Origin of the sequence: Collinsella aerofaciens, assembly GCF_015555045.1 — a bacterium.
GTDB lineage: Bacteria > Actinomycetota > Coriobacteriia > Coriobacteriales > Coriobacteriaceae > Collinsella > Collinsella aerofaciens_W.
Window position 1 is genome coordinate 154,178 of sequence record NZ_JADNJQ010000001.1, and the last position, 12,915, is coordinate 167,092.

15 protein-coding genes are annotated in these 12,915 nt (G+C 60.1%); 9 read left to right on the plus strand and 6 right to left on the minus strand.

What is annotated here, in order from left to right; translation table 11 throughout:
* The first annotated feature begins 4 nt into the window (after window positions 1-4).
* The 5 genes from I2E45_RS00890 (at window position 5) to I2E45_RS00910 (ending at window position 4,152) form a co-directional block, all read left to right on the plus strand.
* Entirely contained in the window at window positions 5-790 is a 786-nt protein-coding gene (locus I2E45_RS00890) for a PTS mannose/fructose/sorbose/N-acetylgalactosamine transporter subunit IIC (RefSeq protein ID WP_117680462.1), read from the plus strand.
* A 2-nt stretch (window positions 791-792) separates the two neighbouring features.
* The gene (locus I2E45_RS00895; RefSeq protein WP_195443707.1) at window positions 793-1,626 is read left to right on the plus strand and encodes a PTS system mannose/fructose/sorbose family transporter subunit IID; all 834 of its coding nucleotides are present in this window, start codon (window positions 793-795) and stop codon (window positions 1,624-1,626) included.
* A 26-nt stretch (window positions 1,627-1,652) separates the two neighbouring features.
* A complete protein-coding gene (locus I2E45_RS00900; RefSeq protein ID WP_055287011.1) occupies window positions 1,653-2,051 on the plus strand; it encodes a PTS sugar transporter subunit IIA in 399 nt (132 codons plus the stop codon).
* A gap of 12 nt (window positions 2,052-2,063) precedes the next feature.
* Complete coding sequence (locus tag I2E45_RS00905) at window positions 2,064-3,188, plus strand: glycoside hydrolase family 172 protein (RefSeq protein WP_172676343.1); 1,125 nt, start codon at window positions 2,064-2,066, stop codon at window positions 3,186-3,188.
* A gap of 79 nt (window positions 3,189-3,267) precedes the next feature.
* Window positions 3,268-4,152, plus strand: a complete 885-nt coding sequence (locus I2E45_RS00910; protein WP_229058751.1) for an ROK family protein — start codon at window positions 3,268-3,270, stop codon at window positions 4,150-4,152.
* 95 nt (window positions 4,153-4,247) lie between these two features.
* Here the strand turns inward: I2E45_RS00910 and I2E45_RS00915 are convergent, their stop codons facing one another.
* The 3 genes from I2E45_RS00915 to I2E45_RS00925 form a co-directional block, all read right to left on the minus strand.
* Entirely contained in the window at window positions 4,248-5,078 is an 831-nt protein-coding gene (locus I2E45_RS00915) for a class I SAM-dependent methyltransferase (RefSeq protein ID WP_195443710.1), read from the minus strand.
* Window positions 5,079-5,196: 118 nt separating this feature from the next.
* Window positions 5,197-5,802, minus strand: coding sequence for a class I SAM-dependent methyltransferase (locus I2E45_RS00920; RefSeq protein WP_195443714.1), 606 nt, complete (start codon window positions 5,800-5,802; stop codon window positions 5,197-5,199).
* The gene (locus tag I2E45_RS00925; protein ID WP_195443717.1) at window positions 5,789-6,418 is read right to left on the minus strand and encodes a class I SAM-dependent methyltransferase; all 630 of its coding nucleotides are present in this window, start codon (window positions 6,416-6,418) and stop codon (window positions 5,789-5,791) included. Before I2E45_RS00925 ends, I2E45_RS00920 begins: the two co-directional genes overlap by 14 nt.
* 563 nt (window positions 6,419-6,981) lie before the next feature.
* On the opposite strand from I2E45_RS00925, the gene I2E45_RS00930 reads away from it, so the two are divergent.
* On the plus strand, window positions 6,982-7,431 hold the full coding sequence (locus I2E45_RS00930; protein ID WP_117848167.1) for a hypothetical protein: 450 nt from the start codon (window positions 6,982-6,984) through the stop codon (window positions 7,429-7,431).
* A 208-nt stretch (window positions 7,432-7,639) separates the two neighbouring features.
* On the opposite strand, the gene I2E45_RS00935 is transcribed toward I2E45_RS00930, so the two are convergent.
* Both I2E45_RS00935 and I2E45_RS00940 read right to left on the minus strand, forming a co-directional pair.
* Window positions 7,640-8,131 (minus strand): YjdF family protein, encoded by a 492-nt coding sequence (locus I2E45_RS00935; protein WP_229058752.1) that lies wholly within the window; start codon window positions 8,129-8,131, stop codon window positions 7,640-7,642.
* Entirely contained in the window at window positions 8,067-8,528 is a 462-nt protein-coding gene (locus I2E45_RS00940) for a PH domain-containing protein (RefSeq protein ID WP_195443720.1), read from the minus strand. Before I2E45_RS00940 ends, I2E45_RS00935 begins: the two co-directional genes overlap by 65 nt.
* A 379-nt stretch (window positions 8,529-8,907) precedes the next feature.
* On the opposite strand from I2E45_RS00940, the gene I2E45_RS00945 reads away from it, so the two are divergent.
* The 3 genes from I2E45_RS00945 to I2E45_RS00955 all read left to right on the plus strand — a co-directional run bounded on the left by I2E45_RS00945 (window position 8,908) and on the right by I2E45_RS00955 (window position 10,559).
* Window positions 8,908-9,150: a hypothetical protein gene (locus I2E45_RS00945; protein WP_195443723.1), complete on the plus strand. Its 243-nt coding sequence runs from the start codon at window positions 8,908-8,910 to the stop codon at window positions 9,148-9,150.
* Window positions 9,151-9,453: 303 nt separating this feature from the next.
* Window positions 9,454-9,792, plus strand: coding sequence for an ATP-binding protein (locus I2E45_RS00950; protein ID WP_195443726.1), 339 nt, complete (start codon window positions 9,454-9,456; stop codon window positions 9,790-9,792).
* A 236-nt stretch (window positions 9,793-10,028) separates the two neighbouring features.
* A complete protein-coding gene (locus I2E45_RS00955; RefSeq protein WP_195361426.1) occupies window positions 10,029-10,559 on the plus strand; it encodes a flavodoxin family protein in 531 nt (176 codons plus the stop codon).
* A 103-nt stretch (window positions 10,560-10,662) separates the two neighbouring features.
* Here I2E45_RS00955 and I2E45_RS00960 read toward each other — a convergent pair whose 3' ends face one another.
* Window positions 10,663-12,903 (minus strand): DNA gyrase subunit A, encoded by a 2,241-nt coding sequence (locus I2E45_RS00960; protein ID WP_195443729.1) that lies wholly within the window; start codon window positions 12,901-12,903, stop codon window positions 10,663-10,665.
* Window positions 12,904-12,915 lie beyond the last annotated feature (12 nt).

Genomic DNA, 12,915 nt, shown 5'->3' on the forward strand with positions numbered 1-12,915 from the left:
GATCATGGTCAACTTCACTATCCTGCAAGTCGTCCTTTTGACCCTGCTGGCCTTCATCAAGCACGTGGACTACTACGGCATCCCGATGATCTTCGTCAACTATGCCGTCTTCTGGGGCCTTATCACCGGCGTCGTCATGGGCGACTGGCAGACCGGCCTCGTCATCGGCGGCACCATCCAGCTCATGCAGCTCGGCGTCGCGGGCTTCGGCGGCTCGTCGATTCCCGACTACGGCACGATGGCCATCATTGCCACCGCCTACGGCGTGACCCTGGGCTCCGACACGGGCCTCGCCATCGGCCTGCCGGTCGGCATGCTCGGCATCCAGCTCGACGTCATCGTCAAGATCCTCAACGGCTTCGTCGTCGAGAAGTCCCAGAAGTTCTGCGACGAGGGCAAGTTCAAGCAGATGAACGCCATCCTGTGGGTCTGCCCCGTGCTCTTCGGCCTGTGCGCCGCCCTGCCCGTCTTTGTCTCCGTGACCCTCGGCCAGCCCGCCGTCAACTGGCTCCTCGAGGTTATGCCCCAGTGGTTCCTCTCCGGCCTCACCCTCGCCGGCAAGATGCTCCCGGCCGTCGGCATCGCGATGCTGCTGCGTTACATGCCCACCGGCAAGTACTTCCAGTACCTGCTCGCTGGCTTCTTCCTCTCGGCCTTCCTGAACGTGCCCATCATCGGCGCCGCCATCGTCGGCGTTGCCCTCGCGATCGCGTTCTACCAGCGTGCCGAGAGGGACACCGAGCTCGCCGCCCACGCTTCCGCAGACGCCTTCATCGGAGAGGATGAGTAACCATGGAAAACGAGAACATCACCGCCGTCGCCGAGGGCAAGCCCTCCGGCTACAAGGTCACCAAGAAGGACCTGCGCAACGCGAACTGGCGCTGGCTCATGAGCGTGTGCACCTTCAACTACCAGACCCAGCAGGGCGCCTCAGTCGCCTACGCCCTCTCGCCGGTCCTGAGGAAGATCTACACGAACGACGAGGACTATAAGCAAGCGCTCAACAACCACTTCCGCTACTACAACACCCAGCCTTGGCTCGCCGCCATCATCCTTGGCGCCTGCGTGGCCATGGAGGAACGCGACGGCCTAGCGGCGGCGGACGCCGTCCAAGACCTGAAGATTGGCACCATGGGACCGCTCGCCGGCGTCGGCGACTCCCCGCTCATGACCATGATCCCGACCATCATGGGCTCCATCGCCGCCTACATGGCCATCGAGGGCAACCCCGTGGGAGCCGGCATCTGGTTCGCGCTCATCCTGGCCATCTTCTGGGTCCGCATGCACGCCCTCGAGTTCGGCTACAAGCAGGGCGTGAAGCTCGTCACCGACTTCAGCGAGAAGCTTCCCAACCTCACTGCCGCCGCCTCCGTGCTCGGCCTCACCGTGGTCGGCTGCCTCATCGCCTCGGTCATCGGCGTCACCTGCCCGATTAGCTTCAGCTTCGGCGACGTCTCGATGGAGATTCAGCCGCTGCTCGACAAGATCCTGCCTGCCATGATCCCCACCGCCATCACGGGAAGCGCGTATTACCTTCTTACCAAGAAGAACGCGAGCATGACGGCCCTCATCCTCGTGGTGATCGTCCTCGCGATGGTCGCCTCCGCCGCCGGCATCCTTGCCTAGCTTCGACCCAAGAGATTGGTGAATCAATGAGAAAGATAGTTGTGGCGAGCCATTCCCTTCTCGCCCAGGGCTTCAAGGACACCCTCGAGTTCCTTACGGGTAAGAGCGACGCCGTCAACGCCGTGTGCGCCTACGTGAACGACAACGGCGAGGGGCTCGACGCGGCGGTCGAGGCGGCTCTTTCGGGCACTGACGAGGTCGTCGTCCTCACCGACGCGCTCGGCGGCAGCGTGAACCAGCGCTTCTCCCGCTTCGCCTCCGACCGGATCCACGTGATCGCGGGTGTCAACCTCCCGCTCGCCATGACGGTCGCGCTCGCGCGCCCCGACGAGAAACTCGACTTCGACGCCCTCGTCGACGAGGCGCGCCAGCAGATCGTCTACGTGAACGGTGCCAGTTCCGCCGAGTGCGAAGACGACGAATAGAGGAGGTCGACGATGAGAGAGTTCCTTAAGGACGTGTGGATGCACGGCGGTGAGGAAAGCCGCGCCATCACCCCCGAGAACATCACGGGCGAGAAGGGCCGTGCCGCCATGTCGGCCAGCCACCTCGGCGTCGGCCGCAAGGGCTCGTGCTGCGTGCCCCTTGAGTCCGGCGAGACCATCACGCTCGCGGACATCGAGGGCCCCGGCATCATCCGCCACATCTGGATGACCGTCCCCGACAAGACCGCCGCCGGCAGCTTCGTCATGCGCGACCTCGTGCTGCGCTTCTACTGGGACGACGAGGAGACCCCCTCGGTCGAGTGCCCTGTCGGCGACTTCTTCTGCAACGGCTTTGGTGAGCGCGCCATCGTCAACTCGATGCCCATCTGCGTGAACCCGACGGGCGGCATGAACTGCTACTTCGAGATGCCTTTCAGGAAGCACGCCAAGGTCACGCTTACGAGCGAGCACCCCGGGTTCATTAAGTACATCTTCTACACGTTCAACTACGCGCTCACCGACGTGCCGGACGACGCCATGTACTTCCACGCCCGTTTTAACCGCGAGCGCAGCACCCGCAGGGGCGTCGACTACACCGTGCTCGACGGCGTGCGCGGCAAGGGCTACTACGTCGGCACCTACATGGCCCTGTGCGCCCTGGAGCGCTATTGGTGGGGCGAGGGCGAGATGAAGTTCTTCCTCGACGGCGACGAGGAGTTCCCCACGGTCACCTCGACGGGAGCCGAGGACTACTTCGGCGGTGCCTGGGCCTTCCTCGACAGGCCGCCCCACGCGCTGCCCGAGGCGCAGTGCTTCAACACGCTGTTCGCCGGCTACCCGTACCGCTCGACGCGCGACGCCACGCGCGACCGCTTCAGCGCGGGCAAGCCGAACCCGAACCCGATGCTCGCGACCAACGACGACGCGCTGCCCAGGCACGGCCTCTACAGGTGGCACCTTCCCGACCCGATCTCGTTCAAGGAGGACCTGCGCGTGACGTTCCAGGACCTCGGCAACGACGACATCAAGCTCTACGAGCGCGAGGACGACATCTCCACCGTCGCCTACTGGTACCAAAGCGAGCCGCACGCCGTGCTCGCCCCGTTTGCCGCAAGGCAGGACCGCGTGCCCAGGTAGGGTCGCCTCGAAACAAGCCAACGTTATGGGCGCCCGCGGTTGACCATGACTGCGGGCGTCCCTTTGTAAGGAGGATCACATGAGCGAAAAGCAAATGAGGCTCGGCGCCCTCGAGGCCGGCGGGACCAAGATGGTCTGTGCCGTGGTGTCCGGCGACGGCGAGGTCCTCGACCGTATGGAGACCCCGACGCTTACGCCCGCCGAGACCGTCCCGCAGATGATCGAGTGGTTCACCGTCCGTGATGTGGACGCGTTGGGCATCGGCGCCTTCGGCCCGACCTGCGTCGACCCCAACGACGAGCGCTACGGCTCCATCCTCCAGACGCCCAAGCTCGCGTGGCGAGGCCATGGTCTTCGCGCCGCGTTCGCCGACGCCCTCGGGATTCCGGTGGCCTACGACACGGACGTGAACGTTGCCTGCCTCGGCGAAGTGGTCTTCGGCTGCTGCAAGGGGCTCGAGGACGCCGTCTACGTGACCATCGGCACCGGTGTGGGCGCGGGCGTCATGTGCGCGGGCAGGCTCCTTCACGGCATGCTGCACCCCGAGGCCGGCCACATGCTGGTAAGGACCCGTCCCACCGAGGAGGGACGCTGCGTCTGCCCGAGCCACGCGAGCTGTCTCGAGGGCCTCGCCTCCGGCCCCGCCATTGCCGCGCGCTGGGGAAAGCCCGCGGCCGAGCTCGCGGACAACGATGAGGTGTGGGCGCTCGAGGGGGATTATCTGGGGCAGATGTGCGCGAACCTCGTGCTCATGTACTCGCCTCGCCGCATCGTCCTCGGCGGCGGCGTGATGCACCAGGAGCAGCTCTACGGCATCGTCCGCAAGAAAACCCTCGAATATCTGGGTGGCTACATCCAGACCGCCGAGCTTAAGGACATGGAGCGCTACATCTGCGCCCCGGGCTGCGGCGGCGACCAAGGAATCCTCGGCGCGGCCGAGCTGGCAAGAAGGGCGCTCGCGTAACTTGCGCTCTCTCCGCCATACAACGCGTTAAGAAAAGACGAGCGCTTCTTGCCAATTGAGCGGCAAGAAGTGCCCGTCTTTTGCATTTTTGTCTCTCAAAATCTTATTTTCACGATTTGCATTTTCATCCCGTTGTCACCGACCCTTGCGAGAAACCGGAAAAAGCCGCTGACAGAAGGGTCTCTCAAATCGTTATAACCCAGCATATAGCCGCGACTTGTGACCTGCAGACGGCTGTCCCACGTGCCGATTTCCTTGGCGGCATCCGAAACCGCAAAATATGCCCCCACATCCTTGATTTTTGCAGTCTTAAGCCATGTTTTTGCGATCATCTTTACTGCTGTCCGATTGGCAGCATCAAAGACCAGCACACCGCCGGGGAAAGCGTCCGCCATCTCCCGCACCAGTTCCCGGACCTGCTGGGTCAGAAAGTAATAGAACACCCCGGAGGCAAAGAACACCGCCCCGCCGGAGGCATCGATTTTGCCAAACCATGCGGTGTCTTTCAGGTCGCAGGGGATATTTTGTTCCCGATCCCCGGCGGGCAGTAGCTGCTGCCGCAAGGCAATCACATCCGGGAAGTCCAGATTGTAGATCTTGCATCTACCGTTGTCGCAGGTTCTGCCGGTGTTGTCCAACCCGCAGCCCAGATTGACCACCGCCGCATTGGGATGGCCTTCCAGGTAATCCCGCACCTCGAAAGCAAGGTCACTCTGCCGCATGGCCACCTCCAGCGCACCAAAGCGCTGCATCAGGCTGCGGGAGTTTTTCTCTGCCTCTGAAAAGTCGTAGTCGATCTGGTCGAGCAGGCGAACCGCTGTTTCATCCCTGTAAAGGTTCGGGTACAGCTCCGTACACAGCTTTCGGGAATACAGCGGGAGGATCAGCGTCTCTTGCACGGTGTTTTTCTCAATTTTACATTTCATAGGTTTCTTCCTCAGTGAATAAAAACTGTCATAAGTGCCGCCGCCAGCACAGCCGCTATGACCGTCATGCCTATCGCCATGTGCAGGGTGGATGCAAAAACGCCCGTGCTTGATACCCTTACTTCCGCGCCGTGACGCAGAGCCACCTTTTCTTTTTGCGTATCTGCACCTCGTGAAAACCCGCCTGCTCCAGACACGCCTTTAATTCAATGTCCTTGTAGATGGTCATGCCGCCGATGATCTGCGTCCACCTCTCGTCCTTGTCCGTATCGCCATTGCTCTCGTTGCAGATAAGAATTGTCCCGCCTGGCTTCAGCGTCCGCCAGACCTCACGGAGGCATCGGGGCAAATCGGGCCAAAAATAGACGGTCTCAAAGGCCGTGGCGGCATCGAAGTAGCTATCCTCAAACGCCATATCTGCCACACTGCCTTGCAGAACGGCGCAACGCCCCTCCTGAATTGCAATTCGGTTGAGCTTTCTAGTCTTCTCCACGCTGACGGGTGAATAGTCGATGCCCTTGACGACGCCATGCGGGCATTTTTTCAGCAGCCGTTTTATGTTCGTCCCGCCGCCGCAGCCGCAATCCAGCACCTTGGCATTTGGCGCAAGTCGTAGAAATCGAAGTCCCCACCGCGCCACAGGGCTGTGGCCCAGATTCATCATGGCAACCATAAGTTTTCCGCCGAGGCCCACGGGCTTGCGGGTGTTTTCAAAGAACGACATCTGGTCCCTCCGATTTCGTGCATTCCGCATAGGTCAACGGGAACGAAGCCTTCAGCACCGCGCTTTTCTGCACCGCCCAGCCGTTTTGACGCAGGAAACACAGGTATTCCTCGCTTGTCCACCTGCTGTGGAGGGGGAATCCTGCCATACTCATGAAAAAGGCTTTTACCTTGCCGGAAACCGAGTTTCCCGCGTGGGTGAAGGTTGGCGCGATGAGCACGCCGTCGTCCTTCAGCACCCGCCTGATTTCTTGCAGGGCCTTTTCTGGATGCGGCACTATGTGAAGCGCGTTGGACGCGATCACCACTTCGAAGGACTTCTGTGCATAGGGCAGGCGGAACATATCTTGTACGGAAAAGTGCAGCTTTGCGGATTGATTGTCCCGCTTTGCTTCAAGGATCATCTGTGCAGAAGCGTCTGTAGCCTCGATGTGTGCCGCCGCATTCACGATGCTCTTTGCGATAAGCCCCGTGCCGGTGGCAACCTCCAGTACGGTTTTTGCTTTCACTACCGGCCTGATCAGTCCATACATCTTCTCATACGCCGCCCGGTCGTTTCGCATGAAACGGTCGTATCGACCGGCATTCTTGTCCCAGAAGCCCTTGCGTTCGTGCATGGCTATCGCCCCCAAACAGTTAGAGCCATCTAACTATAACACACGAATCATACAGTAAAATAAGGCTAACCTTATTTCTTGGCTAAGATGCATCTCTTCGGTTTTCGCTTATAACGGCGCGAGTCAGATACTAGGCTGGAGCTGAAGAAGGAGCTTGGCGGACAGGTAGGTCGATACCGGTTCCCGGAACGGTGATCCAGCCAATTACACCAGGGCTCTAGTCATTGAGTGGGAATAGAAAATTCCTTAGTTATGGGGGTATAAATTTGATTTCCTTCAGGATAAACCCCCATGACTATATGAATTGACCTGCTGACTTCAATGAAGATTGGAGGGTAACGGTCAGGGGTGACGGCCCAACGAGTGTTATTTTGCGAGCTATGCGCATTGAAAGCGACCTTTCGTGGTATAAACTACTTGCCGGAAGCCGCGGCTTTCAGAGTACGGCTTACGTGTACGTTTAACCTCCGTGGGCGACGGGGTGCCGCAAGGCGTAGAATATCGCCCACCTGTAGGGGCCTGCAGCGATGCGGGCCCCGCTTCGTATGAAGGGGGCGTAACCGATGAAGATCGTATCCATCTCTCAGGATTTCTTCGACCTCGTCGAGGGCGACCGCGAGCTCATGCTTAAGCACAATCGCCCCTGCATCGTGGTGGTGAGGCTGCGTTTCCGCGGGAAGCGCAGGGACTTCGCCGTGCCGCTGCGTTCCAACATCGCCCCTAACGTGCCCAAAGACCAGTACTTTGCGTTGCCACCCCGCCCCACGACGCGCCCCGGCTGCCGCCACGGCATCCACTACATCAAGATGTTCCCCATAACCAAGGCCTACCAGCGCCGCTTTAGGACCGAGGGCTCGGCCTACTACGAGACGCTCCAGCGCATCATCGACGGCAACACCAAGCGCATTGTCTCCGAGTGCCAGGCATACCTCGACCGCTACGAGCGCGAGGGAAGGCCTCGCTTTGCCGTCGACATCGACCGTATCGTGGGGCTGCTGGAGGGCGAGAAGTAGGGCACCTCGGCTCAGTCTCGAGCCATGCGGAGTCGCTCCGCATTTTTGAACGCCGCGTGTGCGTCCCAAATACTTGAGAAACAAGCTGTGAAGTGCGGTGGCGCGACCGTGCCCGTGCATAGCCGTCACCATTAGCGTCTGCGCGGCGTCGGCTTCAAGTGGAACTGGCGCCGCTGCTGTATATGGTTTGCCTTGCTGCAAATGGCGATCAGTGCCCGCGATGTTTCTGCTTGCGCTTCAACTTCCGCTGCTCGAAGCGCGCCTCCGCCTCATCCGCGCGACGCTGACTTCTTGCTTGAGCCGACTCCCGCTTCATCGCTTCCCGCTGTGCCGCGAGCGCCTGTTGTGCCTTGGTGCTCACAGCGGGCCGTTTAAGGGCCTTCGCCGCCTCGCGAGCGCGCCGCTTGGGGTTCTTCGCGGGCTTGCTTGTTTCAGTGGCCTTGTCGCCGAAGAACGAGAGCTTCTCCCATTCGCTTGTAACGAATCGCAGAATCTCCTCATCGGACGGCTCCGCGCCGAAGACGATGCGGGCGACGCCGTACCTTCCGTCCTCGACGTGCTCCGCCAGCCCGACCCAGAATTGGCCGTCGTGATATGACGATGAGCAGCAAGTCGCTGATAGCCGCCCTGCGAAGCTAGTTGCCTTGTTCGCAGCCGGGCCGCAGGCCGCACCTACGCTCGAGCTCCGCCACGAGGGCATCGTTGTCGGTCACCGAGACGATGGCGTCGTCGTCGTAGGGCGCCTCGATGTAGACGCGGTCGAGCGAGTTGGCCGTCCCCGCCCAGAGCGTCCTGGTGCGCCGGACGCCCCGCACGTGGGCGTAGGGTATCACCGAACGCGTCCCAGCGTACACGACGACGAGGCGGTCGCCGTAGAGCTCGAGGCGGTTGCTGCGGACGGGAAGGGCGGCCAGGGCCACGAGGGCCGGGACGGGCACCAGCGCGAGCCAGCCCCATAGGAGCGCGGGACTTGAGCTCAGGAAACACGCGATACACGCTGCGGATAAACCGCCCGCCACAATCACCATGGCCGCTATGAACCACGGGTCTGTCCTGCCGGGGAACACCCGCTCCGGCCGCTCGCCCTTCTCACCCATTACGGCCTCCCTCCCGACGCCCTCCCTGGCGGCGCGTGGGGCCGGAGAGTGCCTTGAACCCGTCGCCGACCATCTCGCCCCCCGTTCCGTGGGCCTTCTGTAGTGGTGTGTACCCCCGACTGTTCGACGGATGTCGTACGATTGAACGTTTTTCGAACTTTTTTAAGATGGGTGCGGCAGGATCGAGCAGATTGTTCGCGCGAGAGGCTCCCCGCCGCCGCGCCCGGTCTCGGGTTCGATGCATCGACATCCGTCCCAGGTGGTGTCTCCGCTGCGCGACATTGCAGGGGGCAAAGCCGAGATGCCATGGGGCGCGCCGAGGCTTTGCCCGCGGGGCGAAGATTCTAGGGGTCCGACGTGGCCTGGAGGGGAGACGGACATGCAAGCGCTTATGACTGAGGAGCTGGCCGAGTGCCTGCCGCCGCTGTACGCGACCGAGGGAGGGGCACTCGCCCTCGACCTCATAAACCCGGAAGGCGAGGACTACCTTGACCTCTGGTGCTCGCTTACCATCAACCTTTCGGGTGGCCCCTTCGCCTCCACGTGGCGCATTCACACTTGTGCCCGGCATCATGGACATGGGCGTCGCCAAGTCGGCCGACGGGGCGCAAGTCCCTGTTGACTCAACGTTCGACGAGATAAACCGCATGTTCTCAAAGCTCGGCTTTATCGATTACAATTCACGCCTCGCGCAAGGGTCGTTCTACTCCCCAAACCTAATCTGCCTGTCGCACGCATCGAGGCGACGGGGCGGCGCCTTCTCGCGTGAGTTAATTCCTGTTTTACTGGTGCGGATCCCAACATGCCCTTATGCATGGTGCTCTGCCGCTTTCGAAACTTCAAAACCATTCGATTTTCGAAACTGAGTGGGAATAAGTTATCGGTACGCTTTTTTATAAAATGTAAAAAAGTACCCCCATAACTGATGAAATGGACGCTGAGAAAAAGGGGTGCATCTTGCGTATATACCGACGTGAAGATCTACCTCTATCTTGCATCGCGCGGGTACGAGCTTTCTGTGGGCCGTATTGGGAAGCTCGAGTGTGACTTCATCGCTCGTAGGCGCAATGCTTACGCCTACATCCAGGTCTCTATGTCGATTGCCGACAGAGGCGTCGAGGAGCGCGAGTACAGGCCGTTCGGCCACATCCGGGATGGGTATCCGCGCTACTTGTTCACGCTTGATCCTCTATTGCAGGAGAGGGATGGCGTCAGGCACCTTAACATGGCGTCGTTTATGCAAGATGGCGGTGATCTTATTTGAGCGGCGGCCAGATTCCTTTGCTCCCTAGTGCGCAAACAGCGCGGGTATCAAATGAGGACCATTGCCTCACGTAGAATCGATAGATTGAAAACTTGTTTTGATGTTGACAGGCTTTTGGCCAGTGGCTCCTATTGTCGAGTGGGAGTAGCTGAAACGAGGCGATTGAATAACTCCATACGTTTTGGTTAAAACAAAAAATATGCCGTGCGCCTGCGGCATGAAGAAGGGAGATTCTTATGAATATCGTTGTATTGAGCGGCAGCCCGCGCAAGGGCGCCAATACCGACACCATGGTCGAGGCGTTTGCCGAGACCGCGCGCGAGGGCGGCAATACGGTCGAGGTCATCCGCGTTGCCGGCAAAAAGATCGCCGGCTGCCTGGGATGCCAGTACTGCTTTGCCCATGAGGGCACCTGCGTGCAAAAGGACGACATGGCCGGCGTGATCGAGTCGCTGAAAGACGCCGACATGGTTGTCTTCGCTTCGCCCATCTACTGGTTTGATATCACTGCGCAGGAGAAAGCTGCCATTGACCGCCTGTACGCCTTCGGTGCTACAGGCTTCCCGTTCACCAAGACGGCCCTTTTACTCGATAGTCACAGTGAGGGCGTCTATGATGCGGCGATCGCTATGTACAAGTCAACCTGCGCGTACTGCAAGTGGGAGGACCTGGGCATTGTCACCATCAGCGGTATGACCGAGCGCGATAGCATGGCATCGTCGCCCAAGTTGGAAGAGGTGCGAGAGCTCGCTCGCAAGCTTGCCTAGCGCGCATTTCCAATAACGAACAAGGCCCGAAAGGTTCATTTGAACCATTCGGGCCTTGCTGCGTTTCAAGGGAGCTGGGCTGTCGAAACCGGCCAGACGGCTGTTAATCAAACAGGCTCGGCATGTCGTTTTCCTTCATGAGGGCACCGGCGGAGGGCAGACTCTGCGCGGTGAACTTCTCGGCCGAGACGCCGGCGCCAAGGATCTCTTCGGTTGTGCCGACGGTGGTGACCGAGCGGCCCTTCTTGGCGGTAAAGGCCTGGACGCCCTGCGTGTTGGTAGTCGTCTTGGTCTTGAGCAACGACGTGTTGAAGTTCATCAAACGATAGTCGCTCGAGACCAGTGCGATGTCGCGGTCTTCCTTGAGCACCTGGGCATACAGCAGCTTGCTGCCGCCGTAGATGGCGTTCTTGAGGCGCTTGCGGTTGGTCTTGGTGACGTATCCAGAAAGTGCGACACGCACCACGCGGCCGTTCTCAAAGACAAACAGCACGTCGGCCTTATAGTCCTCGGGGTCGATGACCCAGATGACGCTCTCGTCGGGTTCCATCTCAAGATCGGTCGGCAGGTACGAGCCCAGCTGGGCCGACTTGGTGTCCTCAAACGCCGCAACCTTGCATTTGTACACCTGGCTCTTGTTGGTAAAGACCAGCAGCTCGTGGGTGTTGGAGGACGGGAACTCGATAAAGGGTTTGTCGCCGTCCTTGTACTTGAGCGTGGTCGCCTTCTTGAGCACGCGGTCCGTCATCTTCTTAAGGTAGCCATCGCGCGAGAGCATGATGGTCACCGGGTACTCCTCGACCTCGGGCTCCAAGCTTACCTCGATAACCTCATGGGGCTCGATCCTGCCCGTGCGACGCGGCATCACATATTTCTTGTTGACCGCGGCCAGCTCGTCGCTGATGACCTTCTTGATGTTCTCCTCGCTGGAGAGGATCTCCTCAAGCTCGGCAATCTCGCCCTCGAGCTTGGCGATGTCCTTGGTGCGGTTGAGGATGTACTCTTCGTTAATGTTGCGGAGCTTGAGCTCGGCAACAAACTCGGCTTGGGTCTCGTCGATGTCGAAACCCTTCATAAGGTTGGGCACGACCTCGGCTTCAAGCTTGGTGCCACGGATGATGGCGATGGCCTTGTCGATGTCGAGCAAGATTGCCTCGAGGCCGTGCAGCAGGTGCAGGCGCTCGGACTTTTTGCCCAGGTCAAAGTTAATGCGGCGACGCGTGGACTCAATACGCCATTTGACCCACTCGTGCAGAATCTGGCGCACGCCCATAACACGGGGATAGCCGTCGACGAGCACGTTGAAGTTGCACGAGAACGAATCCTGCAGCGTGGTCGAGCGATAGAGCTTGGCCATGAGTTTGTCGGGGTCGACACCGCGCTTAAGGTCGATGGCGATGCGCAAGCCCGAGAGGTCGGTTTCGTCGCGGATGTCAGCGATCTCCTTGACCTTGCCCTCCTTGGAGAGCTTGACGATGCGCTCGATGATGACATCGGTCTTGGTGGTGTAGGGGATCTCGTAGACCTCGATAATGCGCTCTTCGGGAATCCAGCGCCAGCGGGAGCGGATCTGGAAGCTGCCAAGGCCGGTCTCGATAATCTTTTCCATCTCCTCGCGGCGGTAGATTATCTCGCCGCCGGTCGAGAAGTCGGGCATGGGCATGTACTCGAGCAGATCGCAGTCGGGATCCTTGAGGTAATGCATCGTGGCAGTACAGACCTCGTTGAGGTTGAAACCGCAGATGTCGGACGCCATAGCGACGCCGATGCCCTTGTTGGCCGAGACAAGGATGTTGGGAAACGTGGTGGGCAGCAGGCGCGGCTCCTTCATGGCGCCGTCGTAGCTGTCGACGAAGTCGACCGGGTCCTTGTCGATGTCCTTGAAAATCTCGGCGCTGATGGGGGAGAGCTTGGCCTCGGTATAACGTGAGGCGGCGTAGCTCAGGTCGCCCGAATAGTACTTGCCAAAGTTGCCCTTCGACTCCACGAAGGGAGCGAGCAGTGCCTCGTTGCCGGTGGCCAGACGCACCATCGTTTCGTAGATCGCGGCGTCACCGTGCGGATTGAGCTTCATAGTCTGGCCCACAATGTTGGCGCTCTTCTGGCGCTCGCCCTTGAGCAGGCCCATCTTGTACATGGTGTAGAGCAGCTTACGGTGCGAGGGCTTAAAGCCATCAATCTCGGGGAACGCACGCGAGACGTTGACGCTCATGGCGTAGGGCATGTAGTTGACCTCGAGCGTCTGCGTGATCGGCTGGTCGGTGACCTCGGAGTGCAGGCCGATGACGTTCTCGGCGTTGACCTGCTTTTTCTTTGGCTGGTTTTTCGTCTTCTTCTTTGCCACGATTTCCTCTTG

Coding starts and splice junctions, on each gene's coding strand:
- I2E45_RS00925 (WP_195443717.1), bottom strand. CDS start 6,418: ATGCACGAACGCAAGGGCTTCTGGGACAAGAATGCCGGTCGATACGAC.
- I2E45_RS00930 (WP_117848167.1), top strand. CDS start 6,982: ATGAAGATCGTATCCATCTCTCAGGATTTCTTCGACCTCGTCGAGGGC.
- I2E45_RS00900 (WP_055287011.1), top strand. CDS start 1,653: ATGAGAAAGATAGTTGTGGCGAGCCATTCCCTTCTCGCCCAGGGCTTC.
- I2E45_RS00920 (WP_195443714.1), bottom strand. CDS start 5,802: ATGTCGTTCTTTGAAAACACCCGCAAGCCCGTGGGCCTCGGCGGAAAA.
- I2E45_RS00915 (WP_195443710.1), bottom strand. CDS start 5,078: ATGAAATGTAAAATTGAGAAAAACACCGTGCAAGAGACGCTGATCCTC.
- I2E45_RS00945 (WP_195443723.1), top strand. CDS start 8,908: ATGCAAGCGCTTATGACTGAGGAGCTGGCCGAGTGCCTGCCGCCGCTG.
- I2E45_RS00895 (WP_195443707.1), top strand. CDS start 793: ATGGAAAACGAGAACATCACCGCCGTCGCCGAGGGCAAGCCCTCCGGC.
- I2E45_RS00910 (WP_229058751.1), top strand. CDS start 3,268: ATGAGCGAAAAGCAAATGAGGCTCGGCGCCCTCGAGGCCGGCGGGACC.
- I2E45_RS00935 (WP_229058752.1), bottom strand. CDS start 8,131: ATGCCCTCGTGGCGGAGCTCGAGCGTAGGTGCGGCCTGCGGCCCGGCT.
- I2E45_RS00955 (WP_195361426.1), top strand. CDS start 10,029: ATGAATATCGTTGTATTGAGCGGCAGCCCGCGCAAGGGCGCCAATACC.
- I2E45_RS00950 (WP_195443726.1), top strand. CDS start 9,454: ATGAAATGGACGCTGAGAAAAAGGGGTGCATCTTGCGTATATACCGAC.
- I2E45_RS00940 (WP_195443720.1), bottom strand. CDS start 8,528: ATGGGTGAGAAGGGCGAGCGGCCGGAGCGGGTGTTCCCCGGCAGGACA.
- I2E45_RS00890 (WP_117680462.1), top strand. CDS start 5: ATGGTCAACTTCACTATCCTGCAAGTCGTCCTTTTGACCCTGCTGGCC.
- I2E45_RS00905 (WP_172676343.1), top strand. CDS start 2,064: ATGAGAGAGTTCCTTAAGGACGTGTGGATGCACGGCGGTGAGGAAAGC.